This is a genomic window from uncultured Fretibacterium sp., from assembly GCF_938040765.1.
GTDB lineage: Bacteria > Synergistota > Synergistia > Synergistales > Aminobacteriaceae > CAJPSE01.
In genome coordinates this window covers 1-22,509 of the sequence record NZ_CALIAA010000068.1, presented here as the reverse complement: position 1 = coordinate 22,509, position 22,509 = coordinate 1, and the positions used below count along the sequence as shown (strand labels likewise).

The window sequence follows — 22,509 nt, the reverse complement described above, 5'->3', positions numbered from 1 at the left end:
TGTTCCACGCAAAAAACTCCGGCCGAAAGCCCAATCCCTTCTCCATCGAGCCCATCCGCCTCGAGGCGGATGGGCCTTTCATATCCGCCGATATCCGCTTTTCACGGCCGGCACGCTATCCTCTATAATAAAAGGCCGAGGGCGGCGGAGGCGCCGCGAGTTCTTCCAGACAAATTTAAAGATAAAGGGTGTTGCGCGTGTTCGACGAGGAAAGACGCTCCCGGCTGCTGGCGGCCTACAGGGCCCTCCCCGACCTGGAACGGAGGCTCTGCCGCTTCCTGGCCGTGCTCTACGTTCCCACCGCCGTGAGCAATCTGATGAAGTGCCTCAACGCGTCCGCCATTCATACGCCTCTGGGGATTCAATGGGGCGTCAAAGTCTCCATCCTCCCCTTCCTGGAGCGTTGGAGGGACGCGGGGCTGACCGGTACCGTGCCGGTTCGGAACACGGTGTACTGGTACCTCGACCGCCTGCTGGCCGAGCCCCTCGCCCGGGAGGCCCTGGCCCTCGGGGAGTTCCGGGCCTTCGACCGGGCCATCGACGAGACGATGGGCTTCTCCCGCGAGGAGGCCGGCCATTTCTACATGCCCTCCCTGTCCCGCGTTTATCGGTCCTGCCGGAACGCCATCTACGAGGGCGACGTCGAACGCTACCGAGGTCTCACGAGTCGAAAATACGGGTTCATGGGGGATTGCTACGGGCCGGACCATCCCTACGACCCTCTGACGGACATCGCGGCGAACCCGCTGGACGTGGACTTCCTGATGGGGCTGAAGCCCTCGGTCGGCGAGCACGTGTTTTTCGGGCTCCTCCGCAATACGATGGGGGAACCGGAGGTCTACCGCAGGGTGGCGGACGCCTTCTTCGCCTACTGCCGGGGGAGGGAGATCCCCCCAAGGATGAGGTTCCGCTTTGCCGAGCGCCTGTTCATGCACGGGAGGGCGGAGGAGGCCCGGGCCGAGCTCTCGGGTCAGGAGGATCCCGATGCCTACGCCCTCAGGGCTTTCATCGCCTTCACCGAGCGCGGCGACGAGGCGGAGGCGACCGCGATCTACGAGGCCGGCCTGAAGGTGCTCCGCGGGCTCACGGGCAAGCGTTCGGCCGCCTTCGTGTCCTGGCCGTCCATCCTCTATCCGGTGCTCCTCTTCAAGGCGGGAGAGGGGCGGAAAAAGGTCGCCGCCTATATCAGAAAGGCCTACGAATGGTCCGAAGGCTACCCGGAGGTGATCCTGTCCCTGCTGTGGAAGGCCCTGTCCTTCGGCAGGGAGGGGACCGAAGAGTACGAGAACTCTCTCCTGGACACGCCGTATATCGAGGACCCGAGGCATGACTGGAGCCCGATCTCGTTCTTCGCCCTGCTCTTCTCCCACTGGACCCTTCCCGTGGAGGAGGACCGCGCTCTGGCCGAGACCGCGGGGACGGTGGCCGGCCTCCTGGGCGACCTGGGCCTGGACTACTTCAGGCGGGAGCTGCTGGAGATCTATGGAGGGAAGGGCGAACGGCCCGGACTGCCCCATCCGCTGGGGGCGCTTCTGGGGAAGAAGGACGAATGGGAGCGCTCCCTCTCCGAGCTGCAGGGGATCGGCGGCTCACCGGAGCGTGCCCGGACGGGCTCGAACAAGCGCCTGGTCTGGGAGATCGACTGGAACGTCTCCAAGGGCAGGGTCCGTGCCCTGACCGTGACGCCCGTGGAGCAGACGCTCCAGAAGAGGGGCTGGAGCAAGGGCCGGCACGTCGCCCTGAGGCGCCTTTACCGCAAGGCGGACACGGTCCTGAGCCTGACGGATCAGGACCACCGCGTCGCGTCGGCGATCCGCGAGTCGCGCGACTTCTACGGCACGGAATACTTCCTGGACGTGCCCCAGGCGGTCTTCGCCCTGGCAGGACACCCGCTCCTGGTCCGCGCGGGCACGGGGGAGCGGGTCGAGGTGTTCCAGGACGAGCCGCGCCTCTCGGTACGGGACGCCGGGGAGGGGTACGAGCTGAGGGTCGCGCCCTTCCCCGACCCGGACGCGCCGACGTCCTTCGCCTTCTCCCCGGACGGGCCCAACCGGCTGCGGGCGACGCGCTTCGAGGACCGGCACCTCCGCATGGCGCAGATCGTGGGCCGATCCGGGCTGAAGCTCCCCAAAACGGCCCGGGACGCGCTGCTGAGGACCCTGGGCAGCCTGGCCTCCGTCGTGACGATCCACTCCGATCTCGAGGGGCTGGAGACGGATGCCCAGACGGTGAAGGCCGACGGCAGGCTCTGCGTTCAAATTCAGCCCGCGCAGGACGGTCTGGACGTGGACGCCGTCGTGCGCCCCCTGGGGCCCGGGAGCGCTCCATGCCGGCCGGGCCGCGGAGGGGCCAACCTCTTCGGTTCCCAGGACGGACGGCGCGTGCAGGCGCAGCGCGACCTGGGGGAGGAGCGGGAGGGGCTGCGGCTGTTGCGGGAGCGGTGCCCCGCCCTGGCGGAGGGGGAGCAGGCGGCGGACGAGAAGTGGCGGCTGCCGGACGCCGAGCTGGCCCTGGAGTTCCTGGTGCAGCTCGGGGAGATGGGGGACGCCGTGACGGTGGAGTGGCCCAAGGGCCAGAGCATGAGGGTCGCCGCCGTCGTCTCGGATGGGAGCCTGAACGTCTCCGTGCGCGAGGCCGGGGACTGGTTCGGGGTCTCGGGGGAGCTCCGCGTCCGGGAGGACCTGGTGCTGAACATGAGGGCCCTCCTGGAGCGGATGAAGTCCGGGCTCGGGCGCTTCATACCGCTGGGCGATGGGGAGTTCCTCGCCCTGACGCGGGAGTTCCGCCGCAGGCTGGAGGCCCTGGGATCGCTCGGCGACGCGAGGGGGGAGGAGATCCGCGTCGCGCCGCTGGCCGCAGGACTGGCCGCGGAGCTCGTCGAGGGGGCCGGCCGCGTCGATGCGGGGCCCGAATGGCGGGCGCTGCTCGACCGCGTCGCGGAGGCGGAGCGCATCGTCCCGGTCCTGCCCCCCACCTTCCGGGGGGAGCTCCGGGAGTATCAGGCGGAGGGGTTCGCGTGGCTCTCGCGCCTGGCCCACTGGGGGGCCGGCGCCTGCCTGGCGGACGACATGGGCCTGGGCAAGACGATCCAGACGCTGGCCCTGCTGGTAGCCCGGGGGGCAGAGGGGCCCGCCCTGGTGGTCGCCCCCACGTCGGTCTGCGCCAACTGGCTGGCGGAGTCCGCGCGCTTCGCCCCGACCCTGAACGTCCTGGAGCTGCGCCACGGCGACCGGGAGCGGATGCTCGCGGAGCTGGGCCCGATGGACCTCGTCGTCACGAGCTACGGCATCCTCCAGAACGAGGTGGAGCGCTTCGCGGAGGTGCGGTGGAGCACCGTCGTCCTGGACGAGGCGCAGGCGATCAAGAACATGGGGACGAAGCGGTCCGGAGCGGTGATGAAGCTGAACGCGGCCTTCCGGATGGCGACGACGGGCACCCCCGTGGAGAATCGCCTGAGCGAGCTGTGGAGCCTCTTCCGATTCCTGAACCCGCACTACCTGGGCTCGTTCGAAAGCTTCAACCGCCGCTTCGCGACGCCCATCGAGCGAGACGGGGACCGCGGGGCCCGTCAGCGCCTCAGGAGGATGATCCAGCCCTTCATCCTGCGCCGGACCAAGGAGCAGGTCCTGGAGGAGCTGCCCTCCAAGACGGAGATCACCCTGAGGGTGGAGATGCGGGAGGAGGAGTTCGCCTTCTACGAGGCCCTGCGCCGGGCGGCCGTGGACACGTTTGCGGACGGGGGCGCGGCCGAGGACCGCCGGCTCCGGATATTCGCGGAGCTGATGAAGCTGCGCCGGGCCTGCTGCAACGCCTCGCTGGTGGAGCCGGGGCTGCGTCTGCCCTCGGCCAAGCAGGAGGCGTTTCTGGATATCCTCGCGGAGCTGCGCTCGGGCGGGCACAAGGCGCTGGTGTTCAGCCAGTTCGTCGGGCACCTCGCGATCCTGAGGGACTGCCTGGAGCGGGAGGGTGTGCCCTACCAGTACCTGGACGGGGCGACGCCGCCCGACGAGAGGCGTCGGCGCGTCGCGGCGTTTCAGGCCGGCGAGGGGGACTGTTTCCTGATCAGCCTCAAGGCGGGCGGGACCGGCCTGAACCTGACGGCGGCGGACTACGTCGTCCACATGGACCCGTGGTGGAACCCCGCGGTGGAGGAGCAGGCCTCGGACCGGGCGCACCGCATCGGGCAGGAGCGGCCGGTTACGGTCTACCGCATCGTGGCGAAGAACACCGTCGAGGAACGGATCGTCGACCTGCACGCCTGGAAGCGGGACCTGGCCGAGAGCCTGCTGGAGGAGTCGGACGCGGCGGTCAGGCTGTCGGCCGAGGAGATGCTGGCCCTGATCCGGGAGACGCGCTGAGGAGGGAAAAGGATGCCGCGCCCGGCGTGCTGTATAATGATGTCTCGTAAAATGCGCCGCGGGCGCAGGCGCTCGAATGTTCCGGCTCGAATGCTTTGGAGGTTGAGCGGTAATGCGGATACTTTTGCTGGGGGCGAACGGCTTCATCGGGAGCCACCTGACCGAAAAAATTCTGGACGCCTCGGACGACGAGGTCGTCGCGTTCGACATAAAGGGAGATAACCTGGAGTGCTTCTCCGGGCGGGAGCGGTTTTCGTTCCGCCGGGGCGACATCTTCGAGGATGACGCGTGGCTGGAGGAGCAGGTGGCGGCCTGCGACGTCGTCCTGCCGTTCGCGGGGGTGGCGAAGCCCGCCTACTACCTCAGCCACCCGCTCTGGACCTTCGAGCTGGACTTCGAGCAGAACCTCAAGATCGTCCGGCTCTGCGTGAAGCACGGCAAGCGCGTGGTCTTCCCCTCGACCTCCGAGGTCTACGGGCTGTCCAGCGACAACCTGCTTCTGGAGGACGAGAGCCCCCTGATCGTGGGGCCCATCGGCAGGATGCGCTGGATCTACAGCTGCGGCAAGCAGATGCTCGACCGCGTCATTGCGGCCTACGGGCAGGAGCGGGGGCTGCGCTACACGATATTCCGCCCGTTCAACTGGGTCGGGCCCCGGCTGGACACCCTGGAGGACGCGCGCGAGCGCCGGGCCCGCTCCATCACGCAGATCGTCCACGACATCCTGTACCGTGGCGAGGTGACGCTCGTCGGCGGGGGGGAGCAGCGCCGCAGCTTCACCTGGATCGGCGACGGGACGGACGCCCTCGCCGCCATCCTGCGCAACGAGGGCGGGCGCGCCGACGGGCAGATCTTCAACATCGGCAACCCGTCCAACAACGTCTCGATCCGCGAGCTGGCGGAGACGATCCTCGGCACGATGCGGGAGATGCCCCGCTTCGCGGGCCGGACGGACGGGGTCCGGGTCGTCTCCGTTCCGGCGGAGAGCTACTACCGCAACGGGTACGACGACATGCGCAACCGCGTGCCTTGCGTGGACAAGATACGGGACCTGCTGGGGTGGACCCCCAGGGTCTCCCTGAAGGAGTCCGTCCGCAGGACCCTGGAGGGCTTCGAGGAACGATGACGGCTCCGGATGGGCGGCGCTTGTGGGCCCTTTCGGTCCCGATAGCGCTGCTGGTATTGTGCGTGTACTTCTGGAACCTGGGCTCCTACGGCCTGATCGATCCCGACGAGGGGCGCTACTCGGAGATCCCGCGCGAGATGCTGGAGTCCGGGGATTTCGTGACCCCCAGGCTCAACTACGCCAAGTACTTCGAGAAGCCCGTGCTGCACTACTGGCTGACCGCGGGAGCCTTTTCCCTCCTGGGGCAGAGCGAGTTCGCCGCGCGGCTGGTCCCGGCGCTCTGCGGGCTGGGCGGGTGCCTGCTGACGTTTTTCCTCGCCCGGAGGATGACGGGCAGCGCCCGGGCCGGGGGATACTCCGCCCTGGTCCTGGCGGGGACCCTGTTGTGGTTCGGCGTGTCCCGCCTCAACATCATCGACATGACGCTGTCGTTCTTCTTCACGGCGGCGCTGTTCGGCTACGGGATGTGGCTCGCGGACGGGGAACGGCCCCGCGGGCGCCCCTGGCTGCTCCTCTTCTACGCGGGGATGGCCCTGGCGACCCTATCCAAGGGGCTGGTCGGCGTGGTGCTGCCGGGCGGGATCGCCGTCCTGCACCTGCTCTTCGCCCGGCGCTGGCGGGACCTGCCGAGGATATTTCCCCTCCTGGGGATCGCCCTCTACTTCGCGCTCACGGCGCCGTGGTTCTGGGCGGTTTGCCGCGCCAACCCCGACTTCTTCGGCTTCTTCTTCGTCCGGGAGCATCTGCTGCGGTACCTGACCAGTGTGCACGACCGCCACCAGCCGTTCTGGTTCTTCGTCCCCGTCCTCCTGGCCGCCCTCGTCCCGTGGACGGGGATGCTGCTGGAGGCCCTGCACGCCGCGCGCGGGAAGTGGGGGCTGCTCTCCCGCTCCTCCGGGCTCTTCCTGGGGGTCTGGTTCACAGCGCCGTTCCTCTTCTTCTCGCTCTCGAGCTCCAAGCTGATCCCCTACATCGCGCCCTGCATGCCGCCGCTGGCGATCCTGATCGGGACGGCGCTCGAGGTCCTAAGCCGGGGCCATGCCGGGGCCGCGTCGATGTCCCGCCGCTTCGTGACCCTGAACGGGGTCATCCTCCTGCCGCTGGTGGCCGCCGGCATCCTCTATCCGGCCCTGAGCTCCCGGCCCGAGACGAAGGAGCTGTTCGTCTACACGCTGCCCGCCTCGGCCTCCCTCCTGCTCTTCTGGGGCGCGTCGCTGGTCCTGCACCGCCGGAGGCTGTTCTCCCCGATGCCCGCGGTCCTGTGCGTCCTGGCGCTGCTCAACGCCTTCGCCTTCTCGCGGGGGTTCGAGGCGAAGGCGCGGCTGAACTCGCATCGGGAGGTCGCGGAGCTGATCCGGGAGAGGGCCGTCGGGACGGACCGGGTCGTCGCCTACCGATCGCTGATGCAGGGGCTGTCCTTCTACCTGGAGCGCCGCATCGTCGTCGCGGAGGATCGGAACGAGCTGGAGTTCGGGGCCGCGCAGGAGGATCCCCAATGGTTCCTCGACGCCGGAGGGCTTCGGAGGCTGTGGAACGGCCCGGACCGGGTGTTTCTGGTGGCGGATCGGAAGCACGAGGAGAGGCTGGCGTCGGACCTCGGCCGGGAGCCGCTGCGCCTGGGCGAGACCCCGGGCGGCATCCTCTTCTCCAACTATTGACCTTTTATCGACTTTTTCCCCGGCCCCCTCTTTTCGGCCATTGACCCCCGGCACGCCTTTCGGGGAACTGCAGAGGTATCTCGACTTGAACACGGACTTATTGAACAGGAATTCGAACATGCAATCGAACGCGAACTCGAACACGGACGCGCCGCGCGATGCGCACGGCGGAAAGACGGACGTCTCGGTGATCGTCCCCGTCTACAACGAGGAGGAGAGCCTCCCCGACCTCTTCGCGCGCCTCCTCCCCGTCCTGGACGGGATGGGGCGCCCCTACGAGGCCATCCTCATCAACGACGGCAGCCGGGACGCGTCGCTGCCTCTCCTGCTGCGCCAGCGTGCCCTGCGGCCCGACGTGATCCGCATCATCGACTTCAACGGCAATTTCGGGCAGCACATGGCGATCATGGCGGGCTTCGAGGCGTCCCGGGGGGAGATCGTGGTCACGCTCGACGCGGACCTTCAGAACCCCCCGGAGGAGATCCCCCGCATCGTGGCCGCCATCGACGAGGGGCACGACGTCGTGGGGACGGTGCGCGTCCAGCGCCGGGACGGTTTTTTCCGCAAGGCGGCCTCCCGGGTCGTCAACCGGGTAACGAACCGGATCACGGGGCTGTCCCTGCACGACTACGGCTGCATGCTGCGGGGCTATCGGCGGGACGTCATCGACATCATCAACGAGGCCGCGGAGAGCACGACCTTCATCCCCGCGCTGGCCCAGAAGTTCGCGGTCAACCCCGTGGAGATCGACGTGGGGCACAGCGAGCGGGAGCGCGGAAAATCCAAGTACAGCCTGTTCCGCCTGATCCGCCTGAACTTCGACCTGATGACGGGGTTCTCGCTCGTCCCGCTCCAGGCCGTCACCATGACGGGGATGCTCCTGTCCGTGCTGAGCCTGCTCTTCGCCGTCTACATGTTCGCCCGCAGGCTCTGGATAGGCCCCGAGGCCGAGGGGGTGTTCACGCTGCTGGCGCTGAACTTCCTGCTGATGGGCGTCACGATCTTCTGCGTGGGCATCGCGGGGGAGTACGTAGGGCGCGTCTACATGGAGGTGCGCCGCCGCCCGCGCTACGCGGTCCGCAGGACCTACGGCTTCGGGGACGCCAAGGACGGCAGTGACGGGAACGACGGCAGAGGGGAGGCGGAGCAGTGAGCGCGCCGCGCCGTGCCGTGGTCTTCGCCTACAGCTCCGTCGGCTGCATCTGCCTCCGGGCGCTGCTGGAGAGGGGCGTCGAGGTCGCCGCGGTCTATACCCATGAGGACGACCCCGGGGAGGAGCGCTGGTTCGACTCCGTCGCCGACCTCGCCCGGGCCCGCGGCCTCGCCGTCCTCACCCCGGAGCGTCTGGACGGGGCGGAGGAGGAACGCCTCCGCGCGCTCGCGCCCGACCTGATCTTCTCGTTCTACTACCGCTCCCTCATCCCGGAGCGGATCCTGCGCCTGGCGCCGCTCGGGGCCTTCAACATGCACGGCTCGCTGCTGCCCCGCTACCGGGGCCGGGCCTGCGTGAACTGGGCCGTCCTGAACGGCGAGACGGAGACCGGGGTGACGCTGCACCACATGACCGCGCGGGCGGACCGCGGCCGGATCGTCGACCAGGCGTCCGTCCCCATAGGGCCCGACGACACGGCGCACGACGTCTTTCTGAAGCTGATTCCCCTCGCGGGCACGGTGCTGCGGCGCAGCCTGCCGGCCATTCTGGCGGGCCGCGCGGAGGGCGTGGAACAGGACGAGTCGCGGGCGACGACCTTCGGGAGACGGCGGCCGTCGGACGGCCTGATGGACTGGACCGGGAGTGCGCACGCCCTGCACGACCTGGTCCGGGCGGTCGCTCCGCCCTTTCCGGGAGCGTTCACCTTTGTGGAGGGGCGAAAGCTCTTCGTGTGGAGGACCCGCGTCCCGGAGGGGGCCGATGCGCCCTGCGGGGCGGCGCCGGGGACGGTCCTGCGCTCGGAGCCGCTGACCGTGGCGACGGGCTCGGGGCCGCTGGTTGTGACGGAAGCCCGATGGGAGAACGACGGGGCGGACGATGAAAAGGACGGCGGGAGGGGCGGAGCGGTTCCGCTCCTTCCCGCGGGGACCGTTTTGGGGGGAGTTCTTGCAAGATGACGGACAACTGCGCGTTGGCGCTGAAGATCGACGTCGATACGCTGAAGGGGTACCGGGAGGGGCTGCCGCGCCTTCTGGACATGCTGAAGCGCCGGGGCATCCGGGCCTCGATCTTCTTTTCCATGGGGCCGGACAACTCCGGCAAGGCCGTGCGGCGCATCTTCCGAAGGGGCTTCGTCTCCAAGATGCTGCGCACCCGGGCGCCCTCGACCTATGGGCTGAAGACCCTCCTCTACGGGACGCTGCTGCCCGCGCCGATGATCGTGGAGTCCGACCCCGGCCTGCTGCGCCGGGCGATGGACGAGGGGCACGACTGCGGCGTCCACGCGTGGGACCACGTGTTCTGGCAGGACTGGCTGCCGTCGCTCTCCCGGGAGGCCGTCCGCGGGCAGTTCGCGCGCTCGATGGAGCTCTTCGAGCGGGTGTCGGGAACGGCCCCGGCCTGCTGCGCCGCGCCGGGCTGGCAGACGACGCCCGACGCCCTGGCCGTCCAGGACGAGCTGGGCTTCGCCTATTGCAGCGACGTCCGCGGGACGGGGCCGTCTTTACCACGGGTGTTTTTGCCCCGGATGGGCGGGACGACGTTCCGCACCCCGCAGATCCCCTCGACGCTCCCGACCCTGGACGAGCTCTGGGGGACGGACGGCCTGGACGCGGACACCGTGAACGACCGGTACCTGGACCTGCTGGAGCCGGGGGTGAACGTCCACACCATCCATACGGAGATGGAGGGCGGCGCGATGAGCGGGGTCTTCGAGGCGCTGCTGGACGCCTGCCTGGAGGGCGAGATGGCCTTCATGACGCTGCGCGAGGTTTTGGCCGGAGCCGCGGCGACGGCGGACGGCGGGGCCGCACCGCTGCCCGTGTCCGAGGTCGTCATGCGCAAGATCCCGGGGCGCGCCGGGACGTTGGCCGTCCAGCAGGCCGCGGAGGGCTGAGGCGGTCGCCATGCGCATCTCCCTCAGGGCCCTCGTCGGCTGTACGCTCCTTCTGCTGGCGGCGTTCGTCTGCTGGCGCTATCTCGCGTCCCTGAGGGAGTCCCCGGTCCGATGGGTCGAGGGGGGCCTCGCGCTCTCGGAGGAGGTCTGGGGACAGCTTCGTTCCCTGTGGGATGAGGTGCGGCGCTACGTCTACTGGATCCTGGGCGTGTACGTCGTCGTGGCCGCGCTCACGGTCTTCTTCGAGGAGAGCAACCCGGACCGCGCGAACCTCTGGCTCTTCACGCTCCTGCTCTTCCCCTACGTCGGGCTCGCGGCCTATCTGTTCTTCGGCCCAAACGTGCGGAGCGTCCCGCACCGCTGGCGCGTGTTCCGAAGCTCCCGCCGGCGTTCGAAAAATCGCTCCGGCCGGGCTGCGCCCGAGGCGGCGGACGGCCTGGAGCGCCTGCTGGAGGTCTCGAGCGGAGCCGTCCCGACCCGAGGCAACGCGGTGCGCATTCTGCTGGACGGGGAACGGACCTTCTCCGCCATCGAGGAGGCCCTGGCCTCGGCCCGCCGCACCATCCACATGGAGTACTTCTCCGTGGCCCACGACGAGCTGGGGACCCGGATAAAAAAACTGCTGATCGATCGGGCGAGGGCGGGCGTGAAGGTCCGTTTCCTCTACGACGCGGTCGGGAGCTGGCGCATCGGGCGCGAGTACGTCGACGAGCTCCGGGCCGCCGGGGTGCAGGTCCGGGCCTTCATGCCGGTGGCCTTCGCACGGTTCCGCAGCGGGCTGAACCATCGGGACCACCGCAAGATCGTCGTGGTCGACGGCGGGGTCGGCTTCGTCGGGGGCCTGAACGTCGGCGACATGTACCTGGGCCGGGACCCCAGGATGGGCCGGTGGCGCGACACCCACCTGCGCCTCGAGGGGCCGGCGGTCCGCGAGCTGGACCGCGTCTTCCTGGAGCTCTGGGGCCAGTGCGTCGGCGGGAAAGCGGGTAAAACGGAGTGCGGAGGGCCGGAGTCCCCGTCCCCCACGCCGGACGGCGGGGAGAATGGCGGGGAGAATGGAAAGAAGGGCCCTGTGGAAGGGGTCCCGGTCCAGATCGCGTCCAGCGGCCCCGGCCCCACCTTCCGGGCCATAGCGGACGGCTATTTTCAGATGATCGCCTCGGCGTGCCGGCGCGTCTGGATCACGACGCCCTATCTCGTCCCGGGCGAGACGCTGTCCAACGCGCTGTCCATCGCGGCCCGGAGCGGCGTCGACGTGCGCGTCATCATCCCCTCGAAGGCGGACCACACCCTGGTGTTCTGGGCCTCGCAGTTCAACGTGGACACGCTGCTGAGGAACGGCGTCCGCGTCTTCAGCTACAAGGGGGGCTTCGTCCACGCCAAGACGATGGTCGCGGACTCGGAGGTCGCCTCGGTCGGAACCGCGAACCTGGACGTGCGCAGCCTGGAGATCAACTACGAGGTGCAGGCCTTCATGCGCTCGAAGGAGCTGGCGGCCCAGCTGGAGAGCGCCTTCCTGGACGACCAGGAGCTTTGCGAGGAGGAGTCCCTGTCGGGCCGGAGGAACAGGCCCCTCATCCGGAAGGTGCAGGCCGCCGTGGGGCGCCTCTGGTCCGCCCTCCTGTAGCTCCGGCGGGGCGATCCGAGCCGAACCGCAGCATCGTTCCGTACAATCTCTTCGATCGCCCCTTTCCGAATGGATATCCGGCTCCTTTTGGGTTAAACTTAAGCGGAGGGAAGACGGACCTCGTGCGGTATTCGAGTCTTCGGCATTCCGGGAGGTGCGCAATGAGAAGCTATATGAGCGCTCTGAAGGCGGTGGAGGAGGCTGGGGGAAAGGCCTGGCTCGTGGGGAACACGGCACGGACGATCGCGATGGACCTCCAGCCGGACGTCCTGTCCATGACCGCGGAACCCTGCGACCTCGGGGCCCTGGCCGGCCGGCTGGGGAACGGGACGGTCGGCGCCGTGGGCGGCTTTCCCGTGCTTCGCACGGCGGTGCTGGACATGCCGGTCGAGGTCGCCCTTCTGCAGGGCGGATCGATCGAGGAGGACCTGGCCCGCAGGGACTTCAGCATGAACGCCATCGCGTTCCGCAGCGACTGGGGAGTGGTCGATCCCTTCGGCGGCCGCCACGACATCCGCAACCGGGTCATACGCCTGACGGGGGACGACATCGAGCTGGTGCGCCGGGACCCCCTGCGCATCGTCCGCATGCTCCGCTTCGCCGCGGAGCTGTCCATGGACATCTTCTGGAAGACCGAGACGGACGTCCGGACCTTCATCGAGGCGAACCCCGGCCTCATCCACAGCACGGCCCCCGAACGCTGGGGGCGCGAGATCCTGGGGGGGATGCGCGCCTGTCCCCACGACTTCGCCCGCCTGTGCGACGGCTACCGCCTGTTCCCCCTCTTCCTGCCCGAGTTCGAGGAGCTCAAGGACATCGTCGAGCCCAGGACGGGCCTGACCCTTTTCGAGCACGCCATGGCGACGCTGCGGGTCATCCAGGACCGTCTCCGAATCCACAAGATCAGGGAAAACGACGCCTTTGCGCTGGCGGGGCTGTTCTGCCGCGTCGGGACGAAATCGCTCGACGTCGGGGATCCCCGTCCCGTGACGGACCTCGCCTCCCGATACCTCAGGCTCTGGAACATCCCGTCGGACACGGCCGACAGGGTGTCCGCGATCATCATGAACTACCGTTCGCTCCATGCGCCCCGGACCGAGGAGGAGCTCTGCGGGGACGTGCTGCGGTACGGCCGGGAGGCCGTGAGCATGACGCTCGAGTTCGCGTCGTGCAGCGCGCTGGCGGAGCGTTTCCCGAGCATCGACATCGTGAAGGGGAACCGCTGGCGGCTGGAGCAGGTGCTGCGGCGCTTCGCGTCGACGGAACGGCAGATGGACGGTTCGGACCGCTTCCTCACGGGCGGCGATGTGATGGACCTGCTGAAGCTGGTCCCGGGGCGGAAGGTTGGGGAGATCCTGAACGGGCTGGATATGGCGGTCGGGACCGGCCGGGTCTCCAGCCGGTCCGAGGCTGAGGCCTGGGTGCTGCGCCGTGGAAGCGCTTTCTGATTCCATAGCGGCGATCGCCACGGCCTGGGGGGAGGCGGGCGTGGCCATCGTGCGCCTGTCGGGGCCCGACGCCGTGCCCCTCGCGAGGACGACGCTGCGTTTTGGGCCGAACGGTTTTCCGCCGCCCCGCGAGATGAGGCTGGCGTTCCTGCTGGACGACAGGGAGAGCCCCATCGACCAGGTGCTGGTGGTGCACTTCGCGGCCCCGCGCAGCTACACGGGCGAGGACGTCGTGGAGATCCATACGCACGGGGGCACCCTGGTGGCGCAGCTCTGCCTGGAGGCCCTGCTCCGCCGCGGGGCACGCCTCGCGGAGCCCGGGGAGTTCACGCGGCGCGCCTTTCTCAACGGGCGCATCGACCTCTCCCAGTCGGAGGGGGTGCTGGGCATCATCCGGTCGCGCAGCGCCGAGGCCCTGCGCGCGGCGGCCCGGACGCTTTCGGGCGAGCTTTCGGAGTTCGTCCGGGAGATCCGGGATGAGCTCCTGGAGCTGCAGGGCAGCCTCGAGGCGGGGCTGGACTTCCCGGAGGGAGAGGCCCCCTTCCTCGACGAGGCGTCGCTGCGCGACGCGGCCGCAACGCTGAAGCTGACCCTGCAGGACCTGTTGGACCGCTGCTCCCTGGGCCTTCTGCTGCGGGAGGGGATCCGCGTCGTGCTGTCGGGCCGGCCGAACGTGGGAAAGTCGTCCCTGCTGAACGCGCTCCTGAAGCAGTCCCGGGCCATCGTCACGGCGCTGCCGGGGACGACGCGGGACGTCATCGAGGAGGCCATCACCTACCGGGGCGTCCCGATCCGCCTGGTGGACACCGCGGGGCTGCGCACGCCGGTCGACGAGATCGAGGCCAGCGGCATCGAGCGGACGAAACAGGAGCTGAAGCAGGCGGACATCTGCCTCTGGCTCCTGGACTGCTCCGTTCCCCTGGACGGCGAGGACCTGGAGTACCTGCGCTCCCTGAGCGTTCGGGAGCATGTCGTCCTGCTGAACAAGGCGGACAAGAGCCATGCGGTGACGGAGGACGACATTCGGGAGATCGTGCCGGAGAGCTCGGTCATCTCCCTCTCGGCCAAAACGGGCGAGGGGCTGGAGCTCCTGAAGGAGGAGATCCTCGCGATCGCTACGGGCAACGGGTCCCTGGACGCCGGGCTCAACGTTACGGCCCGCCAGTTGGATGAGATTCGCCAGGCCCTGAACGCCATGACGGAGGCGGAGGCGGCGATCCTGGACGGGGTGGGACAGGACGTCGTGGCGGGGCTCCTGGGGAGTGCGCGCAACGCCCTGGAACGGCTTCTGGGCATCGCCTGCGACGACGCGCTGCTCGACTCCGTCTTCAGCCGCTTCTGCGTGGGCAAGTAGCCCACTCCCGGCCGGACGCCCCGCGGCGAGGGCGGCCGGCCGCATTTTCCGGAAGGGTAATGATGATATAATCGATTCGGACATAGTCGAGGACGGGGGGCAGACGATGCGAAAGTACATCTTCCAGAGGATCTGGACCAGTTTGTTGACGTTGTTCGTCGTCATAACCCTCACCTTCTTCATGATGCGCGCCATCCCCGGCGGCCCCTTCACGGACGAGAAGGGCATTCCGCCGCACATCATGGCCAAGATCATGGAACGCTACCGACTGAACGACCCGCTTTACGTGCAGTACGGACGCTATCTTTGGGACGTCCTCCGTTTCGACCTGGGGCCCTCCTATCGGTACGAGGGCATGACGGTCAACAAGATCATTAGCGACAGCTTCCCCGTGTCCCTGATGGTGGGCTCCATGGCGCTGGCCCTGGCTCTGGCGGTCGGCATCCCGGCGGGAATCGTTTCCGCGCTGCGGCGTGGGCGGTGGCAGGACCGCAGCGCGATGGTCCTGGCGACGCTGGGCATCACCATTCCAAATTTCGTCATCGCGACGACCCTGGTCTACCTCTTCGCCTACCGATGGGGCTGGGTGACGGTGGGCTTCTGGGAGGGGCTGCCCACGGCCGTCCTCCCCGCCCTGACGCTGGCGGGGTACCCCACGGCCTTCATCTCCCGCCTGACGCGCTCCAGTATGCTGGAGGTCATCCAGCAGGACTACATCCGCACCGCGCATTCCAAGGGGCTTCGAGAGCGCACGGTCGTCTACATCCATGCGCTGCGCAACGCCATCATCCCGGTGATCACCTACCTGGGGCCGCTCGCCGCAGGAATCCTCACCGGCAGTTTCGTCGTGGAGCAGGTCTTCGGCGTGCCGGGGCTGGGGACGTTCTTCGTCACCAGCATCTCCAACCGCGACTACACCACCATCATGGGGGTCACCATCTTCTACAGCGCGCTGCTGGTCTTCCTGAACCTGGTCGTGGACATCTGCCTCGGGTTCGTCGACCCGCGGATCAAGCTGCACTAGCGCGCGCCGCGGGGGGAGCGAGGCCATGAATCCGCCTCGCCGTCACTGGCCATCGATCGAATCATCGTATTGAAATGTCGAATGAATGAAGGGGGAAACACGATGAACGCCTTTAACGGCGCCACCACCCTGCCGGCGGTCCCGGACCTGAGCGACCCCGCCCTGTTCGAGCCGGTCGGCGCCGCGGAGAAGCAGGGCTCGGAGTTCGTGCGTCCCTCGCAGAGCTATTGGCAGGACGCCTGGCGTCGCCTGAAGCGGGACCGGCTGGCCCTGCTGGGCGGGGCGGCGATCCTGCTCATCCTGCTGCTGGCCGTCGTCGGGCCGTGGCTTTCGCCCTACGCCTACGACACGCAGAACTTCATGGAGTCCAACGAGCTGCCCAGCCTGAAGCACTGGTTCGGGACGGACATGTTCGGGCGCGACCTTCTCGTCCGCGTGCTCTACGGGGCGCGGATATCCCTGGCGGTCGGGTTCGTCGCGAGCCTCATCAACCTGACGATCGGCGTGATCTACGGCGGCGTCTCCGGCTTCGTCGGGGGACGGACGGACAACTTCATGATGCGCGTCGTCGACACCATCCACAGCGTCCCGCTGATGATCTACGTCATCCTTCTGATGGTCGTCGTGGGGCCGGGTCTGAAGAGCATCTTCCTGACGCTTGGCATCTCCTACTGGGCCTCCATGGCCCGTATCGTGAGGTCCGAGGTCATGCGGATCAAGAACGAGGAGTTCGTTCTGGCCGCCCGGGTCCTGGGGGCCTCCGGCGCTCGGATGCTGCTGCGGCACCTCATCCCCAACGCGATGGGGCCCATCCTGGTGACGCTCACCTTCTCCATCCCTCAGGCCATCTTCACCGAGGCGTTCCTGAGCTTCGTCGGCCTGGGGGTCAGCGCTCCGATGGCGAGCTGGGGCGTGCTGTGCAACGACGCGATCGGCGCTCTGGCCATCTATCCGTGGCAGCTCTTCTTCCCGGCCGCCGCGATCTCGGTCACCATTCTGGCCTTCAATTTCCTGGGCGACGGCCTGCGCGACGCGCTGGACCCGCGCCTGAGGAAGTAGCCGGCCTCCCTTGGGGGGAGAGAGGGCGGACGCCGTGACGACGGACAATATGACGATGGATGTGAGGACGACGGAGGAAAACATGACGGCGGACAAGGACGCCCTTCTGCGGGTGGAGGACCTGCGCACCTCCTTTTTCACCCCGGTTGGGGAGGTGAAGGCGGTTGGCGGGGTGTCCTTCGAGCTGAGGCGGGGCGAGGTGCTGGGGATCGTCGGCGAGTCCGGGAGCGGCAAGAGCGTGACCATGCTGTCGCTGCTGCGCCTGCTCGGGACTTCGGGGCGCGTCGTGGGCGGGAGCATCGTCTTCGACGGGACCGAGCTGACGGAGGTCCCCGAACGGCGGATGGCCGACCTGCGGGGACGGCGCATCTCCATGATCTTTCAGGACCCCATGACGAGCCTGAACCCCGTGCTCACCATCGGCTATCAGCTCGAGGAACCGCTTCGGCGCCACGGAAGCGGCCCGGCCGCCGAGCGGCGGAAGCGCGCGCTCGAGATGCTGCGCCGCGTGGGCATCGAGCCCGCGGAGCACCGTATCGGCCAGTACCCGCACCAGTTCAGCGGCGGGCAGCGGCAGCGCATCATGATCGCCATGGCGCTGATGTGCCATCCCGACCTGCTGATCGCCGACGAACCGACGACGGCCCTGGACGTCACCGTCCAGGCCCAGATCCTGGACCTGATGAAGGAGCTTCAGGGGCAGTTCGGCACGTCGATCGTCCTGATCACCCACGACCTGGGGGTGATCGCGGGCATGGCCGACCGGGTGCTCGTCATGTACGGCGGGCGCATTGTAGAGCGGGGAACCCGGCGCGACGTCTTTTACGCCCCGGCGCATCCCTACACCCGCGGGCTCCTGAGGTCGGTCCCCAACCCGGACGAGCTGACGAAGAAGCGTCTGATCCCCATCGAGGGGCAGCCTCCGGACCTGCTGAACCCGCCCTCCGGCTGTCCCTACGCCGCGCGCTGCCCTGAGACGATGCGCATCTGCATGGAGTACCCGCCGCAGCGGACGAGCCTCTCGGACTCGCACAGCGCGTCCTGCTGGCTCCTGGCCCGGCCGGGCTCGGAGGTGGGGAGATGACGATGACGGAGAGGACGGCGGCCGGACGGGGGACCGGGTCGGAGACGGCCCTTCTCGAGGTTCGGGACCTGGCGAAGCACTTCGCCGTCCCGGGCGGGACGGTGCGCTCGGTCGACGGGGTGTCCTTCGACATCCGCGCCGGGGAGACCCTGGGGCTGGTGGGGGAATCCGGCTGCGGCAAGACCACGACGGGCCGTACCATCGTCAGGCTCTACGAGCCCACGGGCGGTTCGGTCCGCTTCATGGGGCAGGACATCTCCCATCTGTCGCAGCACGGGATGCTGCCGTGGCGCAAGCGGATGCAGATGATCTTCCAGGACCCCTACGCCTCGCTGAACCCGCGCATGACGGTGGGCGACATCGTGATGGAGCCGATGGTCATCCACGGCTTTCCCAGGGATGAGCGGGCCGACCGGGTCCGGCATTTGCTGCGCATGGTGGGCCTGAACAGCGAGCACGCCAACCGCTATCCGCACGAGTTCAGCGGCGGCCAGCGCCAGAGGATCGGGATTGCCCGGGCCCTGGCCGTGGAGCCCGAGTTCATCGTCTGCGACGAGCCGATCTCGGCGCTCGACGTCTCCATCCAGGCCCAGATCGTCAACATGCTGGAGGACCTTCAGGACGAGCTGGGACTCACCTACCTGTTCATAGCGCACGACCTCTCGATGGTGAAGCACATCAGCGACCGCATCGCGGTGATGTACCTGGGCAACATCGTGGAGTTGGCGGAGAGCGGAGAGCTCTACAACAACCCGCAGCACCCCTACACCCGCTCGCTGCTCTCGGCCATCCCCATCCCGGACCCGGACCTTTCCGACGCGCGGCGGCGCATCTCCCTGTCGGGCGAGATACCGAGCCCCCTGAACCCGCCCTCCGGCTGCAAGTTCCACACGCGGTGCCCCGACGCGAGGCCGGAGTGCGCCGAGGCCGACACGGCGCTGCGGGAGCTCCGTCCGGGGCACCTGTGCGGCTGCCCGATGGCGTAGGCGCCTGCGCTTGGCGGGCAAAAACAGCCGACTTGAAACTTGAAAGAAAATAAAACAAGAAGGACGAGGTCTTATCGAGCGAAAGGAGCGGACGGCGGAATGGCAAGGAGCGTGAGGTGTCTTCTGGCGCTGATGGCGGCGCTGTTCCTGGCGGGGACGGGCGCGGCCGCGGAGGGGGAGATCGTCTTCAACCTGGCGGTCGAGCCCCAGACGATCGACCCGGTGCGGAACAACGCGGTGGACGGGTCGAACGTGATCTTCAACCTCTTCGACGGGCTGGTGCGCATCGGGTTCGACGACGCGCCGGAGCCGGGCTGCGCGGAGAGGTGGGAGGTCTCGGAGGATGGGATGACCTGGACGTTCCACCTACGCAAGGGGTTGAAGTGGTCGGACGGCAAGCCCCTGACGGCGGAGGATTTCCGTTACGGCCTGCTCCGGCTCCTGGATGCGCGGAACGCGTCCCCGAACGCCTACATGGCGTACTTTCTCAAGAACGGCGAGGCGTTCTTCAACGGCAAGGCCGGATCCGAGGATGTGGGCATCGACGTGCCGGACGACGCGACGCTGCGGCTCCGCCTGGAGAACCCCGCGCCCCTGATGCTGGACTGCCTGTCCTTCTACGCCTTCGCCCCCGCGCGGGCGGACGTCGTGGAGCAGGACCCGCGCGGCTGGGCGACGAAGCCCGAAAGCCTGGTGTGCAACGGTCCGTTCGTACTGTCCGAGTGGAAGCACAACAGCGAGCTGACCCTGACGAAGAATCCCAACTACTGGGACGCGGACAACGTGAAGATCGACAAGGTCCGCCTGGTCATGATCACGGACTCCAACACCGCCCTGGCCGCGTTCAAGGCGGGGAAGATCGACCTGCTCGACCGGATCCCGCCGCAGATGACGCCGCAGCTCATCCAGAGCGGCGAGGCGAAGGTGGCACCGACCCTCGGCACCTCCTTCTCCGTCTTCAACGTCGCCAAGGCGCCCTTCGACAACCCGAAGGTGCGAAGGGCCTTCGCTCTGGCGATCGACCGGACGGCGATGGTGGAGAAGGTCGCGATGGGCGGCCAGAAGCCGGCCGTGGCGTTCATCCCCTACGGTATCCCCGGCGTGGGGGCCGACAAGGACTTCCGGGCGGAGGGCGAGGCCTTCCTGCCGGAACGGGCCGACCCCGAGGCGGCGAAAAAGCTGCTGGCCGAGGCCGGGTACCCGGACGGCAAGGGCTTCCCCAAGGTCACCTACAAGTACAACCTGAACCCCATCAACAAGGCCATCGCCGAGGCGCTCCAGGCCATGTGGAAGCAGAACCTGGGCATCGAGGTGGGGCTGGCCAACGAGGAGTGGAAGGTGTTCATCGACACGCGGATGCAGAAGAACTTCGACATCGCGCGGCACGCCTATCTGGTGGACTTCTTCGACGCGGGCAGCCTGCTGGAGCTGTGGATGACCGGGTTTCCCGAGAACGTCGCCAACTACTCCAACGCCGAGTACGACGCCCTGATGAAGGATTCCCTCAAGCAGATGGACCGGTCCAAGCGCATGGAGGACATGCACAGGGCCGAGGCGATCCTGATGCGCGACCTTCCGGTGCTGCCCCTCTACTTCTACTCGACCCCCTACATGCAGAGCGCCCGCGTGAAGGGCGTCTACATCTCCCCGCGCAACTGGGTCTTCTTCCGCGGCGTCGAGGTCGTGGAATAGGGACGAGAGCTATACGGCTGGGTCCATCGGTGGGTCCGGCCGTTTTTTAGCGGGCGGCCACGGCGTCCGCACCCTGGAGTCGTTCTTGTGCCGCATAGGATGGAAGGAGGATGGTTTTTGATGCAGGGTAACTTTTTGAGTCCGGCGGAGATCGCAAAGTATGTTGTCGATGTGGGGCAGAAGAAGGCGGAGCTTTCCCCTTTCAAGCAACTGCTCCTCAGTGTGCTTGCGGGGGGGTTTATCGCGCTCGCAGCGCAGGGATCCAACGCGGCCATCCACACCGTCGAGTCGATCGGTCTGGGCAAGACGCTTGCGGGAGCGCTCTTCGCCGCAGGACTGATCCTGGTTATCGTTGCGGGCGGCGAGCTCTTCACCGGCAACAGCCTGATGGTCGCCGCGCTGGCGGATCGGAAGATCTCCCTGCCCGCGATGCTTCGCGGCTGGTGTCTCGTCTACCTGGGCAACCTGGTCGGCTCCGTGCTGGTGGCGTTCTTCGTCCTGAAGTCCGGTCAGCTTGGGTACACCGGGGGCCTTTTGGGCGGGTTCACCCTGAAGCTGGCGGCCTACAAGACGGCCCTGACCTTCGAGAAGGCCTTCTTTATGGGGATACTCTGCAACTGGCTGGTCTGCCTGTCGGTCTGGATGGCCTACGGGGCCGGGGACGTCGCCGGAAAGATTCTGGCGATCTTCTTCCCCATATGGCTCTTCGTCGCGTCCGGCTTCGAGCACAGCATAGCGAACATGTACTACATCCCCGCGGGCATCCTGGCCAAGGCGGACCCGCTTTTCGTGGAGAAGGCCCTGGAGCTGGGGGCCTCCCAGCAGGCGATCGACGCCCTGGGCTGGGGCTCGATGTTCTCGGCCAACCTGCTTCCCGTAACCCTGGGGAACATACTGGGCGGGGCGTTCTTCGTCGGGCTGGCGTACTGGCTTGCCTACCGCAGGGCGGCGTGAGGTTCGCGTCCCGGTACGGGGCTTCCGTGGGGCGCGATGATGCGGGGCGGAGGGTATTTCCCGGCCGGACGACAGCACCGGTGCGGCCCCTTGTCTCGGCGGGCGAGAGCTGATAGAATACGCCCCGTTCCGCTCTTCCTCTTCGCCGGCGGCGGCATTCCGAATCGAGTCGACCTCGGGCGCATGCCGGAGGGGCGCGGTTCGCCCACCCCCGGACAGGATCTTGGATGGGGTATCGTAACACGGCCTTGAATGGGAATCTCGATCTGGAGGCGTTGCAAGGGTGTCTGTAAAGAAAAACGACAATCAAGTGGTGGTGACGCGGGAGGGATACGAGCGTCTGTCCGCGGAGCTCGTCGATCTGAGGACGGTCCGCAGGCTGGAGGTCGCCCGCCAGCTCGAGGAGGCGCGCGCCTTCGGCGACCTCAGCGAAAACGCGGAGTATGCGGCGGCCAAGGACGAGCAGTCCAAGGTGGAGAGCCGCATTCTGGAGCTGGAGACGATGCTGGCGAAGACCCGGATCGTCGACGAGGAGAAGCTGGACACGAACAAGGTGGCCATCGGCCTCACCGTCACCCTCCAGGAACTCTCCCCTCCGAAGAAGCGTTACACCTACATGCTCGTGGGGTCCGAGGAGCTTTCGAGCTCAGGCGACGCCTCCCAGGCCGTTCAGCACATCTCTCAGAAGAGCCCCGTCGGCCAGGCCATCCTGGGGCACGTCATGGGCGACGAGGTGTATGTCAAGGTCCCCAAAGGGGTGCGCCATCTGAAGATCGTCAAGATCGAACGGACCGAGAGGAAGAAAGCGAAAGTCTGAGTTCGAGGAAACGCGTTTAAGTCGAGGGTCATTGACAATTTTTTTGAGAAAGTGTATAGTACCCTTCGTTGAATATTCCACGATAGCTCAATCGGCAGAGCGGGTGGCTGTTAACCACTAGGTTCCAGGTTCGAGTCCTGGTCGTGGAGCCAATTGAAATAATCATCGGATACCATAAAGGCAGAAAGCCCCCGAGCGTTCGGGGGCTTTCGCTTTTTTTGGCGAATTGCCGGGGCCTTCATTCTTTTCGGATTCGCACCCCCTCAAAAGAGGAA

Annotated in this window: 16 protein-coding genes and 1 tRNA gene; all 17 read left to right on the top strand. The window is 67.5% G+C overall.

The features are described from left to right. The first annotated feature begins 197 nt into the window (after positions 1 to 197). The 17 genes from Q0176_RS02645 (at position 198) to Q0176_RS02565 (ending at position 22,386) form a co-directional block, all read left to right on the top strand. Entirely contained in the window at positions 198 to 4,358 is a 4,161-nt protein-coding gene (locus Q0176_RS02645) for a DEAD/DEAH box helicase (protein WP_299298984.1), read from the top strand. 112 nt (positions 4,359 to 4,470) lie between these two features. After that, a complete protein-coding gene (locus Q0176_RS02640; protein WP_299298982.1) occupies positions 4,471 to 5,484 on the top strand; it encodes a bifunctional UDP-4-keto-pentose/UDP-xylose synthase in 1,014 nt (337 codons plus the stop codon). Beyond that, the gene (locus tag Q0176_RS02635) at positions 5,481 to 7,142 is read left to right on the top strand and encodes a phospholipid carrier-dependent glycosyltransferase (RefSeq protein ID WP_299298980.1); all 1,662 of its coding nucleotides are present in this window, start codon (positions 5,481 to 5,483) and stop codon (positions 7,140 to 7,142) included. Before Q0176_RS02640 ends, Q0176_RS02635 begins: the two co-directional genes overlap by 4 nt. Positions 7,143 to 7,260: 118 nt before the next feature. After that, positions 7,261 to 8,295, top strand: coding sequence for a glycosyltransferase (locus tag Q0176_RS02630; RefSeq protein WP_299298978.1), 1,035 nt, complete (start codon positions 7,261 to 7,263; stop codon positions 8,293 to 8,295). Then, positions 8,292 to 9,251, top strand: coding sequence for a formyltransferase (locus Q0176_RS02625; protein ID WP_299298976.1), 960 nt, complete (start codon positions 8,292 to 8,294; stop codon positions 9,249 to 9,251). Before Q0176_RS02630 ends, Q0176_RS02625 begins: the two co-directional genes overlap by 4 nt. Continuing rightward, complete coding sequence (locus Q0176_RS02620; RefSeq protein ID WP_299298974.1) at positions 9,248 to 10,189, top strand: polysaccharide deacetylase family protein; 942 nt, start codon at positions 9,248 to 9,250, stop codon at positions 10,187 to 10,189. The genes Q0176_RS02625 and Q0176_RS02620 overlap by 4 nt, the downstream gene beginning before the upstream one ends. Before the next feature lie 10 nt (positions 10,190 to 10,199). Continuing rightward, entirely contained in the window at positions 10,200 to 11,816 is a 1,617-nt protein-coding gene (cls, locus tag Q0176_RS02615) for a cardiolipin synthase (RefSeq protein WP_299298972.1), read from the top strand. 161 nt (positions 11,817 to 11,977) lie between these two features. Further along, positions 11,978 to 13,264 (top strand): hypothetical protein, encoded by a 1,287-nt coding sequence (locus tag Q0176_RS02610; protein WP_299298970.1) that lies wholly within the window; start codon positions 11,978 to 11,980, stop codon positions 13,262 to 13,264. After that, entirely contained in the window at positions 13,248 to 14,618 is a 1,371-nt protein-coding gene (mnmE, locus tag Q0176_RS02605; protein WP_299298968.1) for a tRNA uridine-5-carboxymethylaminomethyl(34) synthesis GTPase MnmE, read from the top strand. The genes Q0176_RS02610 and mnmE overlap by 17 nt, the downstream gene beginning before the upstream one ends. A gap of 106 nt (positions 14,619 to 14,724) precedes the next feature. Further along, positions 14,725 to 15,642 (top strand): ABC transporter permease, encoded by a 918-nt coding sequence (locus Q0176_RS02600; RefSeq protein WP_299298966.1) that lies wholly within the window; start codon positions 14,725 to 14,727, stop codon positions 15,640 to 15,642. Between the two features lie 102 nt (positions 15,643 to 15,744). Next, positions 15,745 to 16,701 carry an ABC transporter permease gene (locus tag Q0176_RS02595; protein WP_299298964.1) on the top strand — a complete coding sequence of 319 codons (957 nt, stop codon included), beginning with the start codon at positions 15,745 to 15,747 and terminating at the stop codon, positions 16,699 to 16,701. 82 nt (positions 16,702 to 16,783) lie between these two features. Beyond that, a complete protein-coding gene (locus Q0176_RS02590; RefSeq protein ID WP_299298994.1) occupies positions 16,784 to 17,785 on the top strand; it encodes an ABC transporter ATP-binding protein in 1,002 nt (333 codons plus the stop codon). Positions 17,786 to 17,787: 2 nt separating this feature from the next. Continuing rightward, entirely contained in the window at positions 17,788 to 18,771 is a 984-nt protein-coding gene (locus Q0176_RS02585; RefSeq protein WP_366797072.1) for an oligopeptide/dipeptide ABC transporter ATP-binding protein, read from the top strand. A 99-nt stretch (positions 18,772 to 18,870) separates the two neighbouring features. Next, complete coding sequence (locus tag Q0176_RS02580; RefSeq protein ID WP_299298960.1) at positions 18,871 to 20,463, top strand: peptide ABC transporter substrate-binding protein; 1,593 nt, start codon at positions 18,871 to 18,873, stop codon at positions 20,461 to 20,463. A 120-nt stretch (positions 20,464 to 20,583) separates the two neighbouring features. Next, positions 20,584 to 21,417, top strand: coding sequence for a formate/nitrite transporter family protein (locus Q0176_RS02575; RefSeq protein ID WP_299298958.1), 834 nt, complete (start codon positions 20,584 to 20,586; stop codon positions 21,415 to 21,417). Between the two features lie 283 nt (positions 21,418 to 21,700). Beyond that, positions 21,701 to 22,234: a transcription elongation factor GreA gene (gene greA, locus Q0176_RS02570; protein WP_299298956.1), complete on the top strand. Its 534-nt coding sequence runs from the start codon at positions 21,701 to 21,703 to the stop codon at positions 22,232 to 22,234. Between the two features lie 76 nt (positions 22,235 to 22,310). Further along, positions 22,311 to 22,386, top strand: a tRNA-Asn gene (locus Q0176_RS02565). Positions 22,387 to 22,509: the final 123 nt, after the last annotated feature.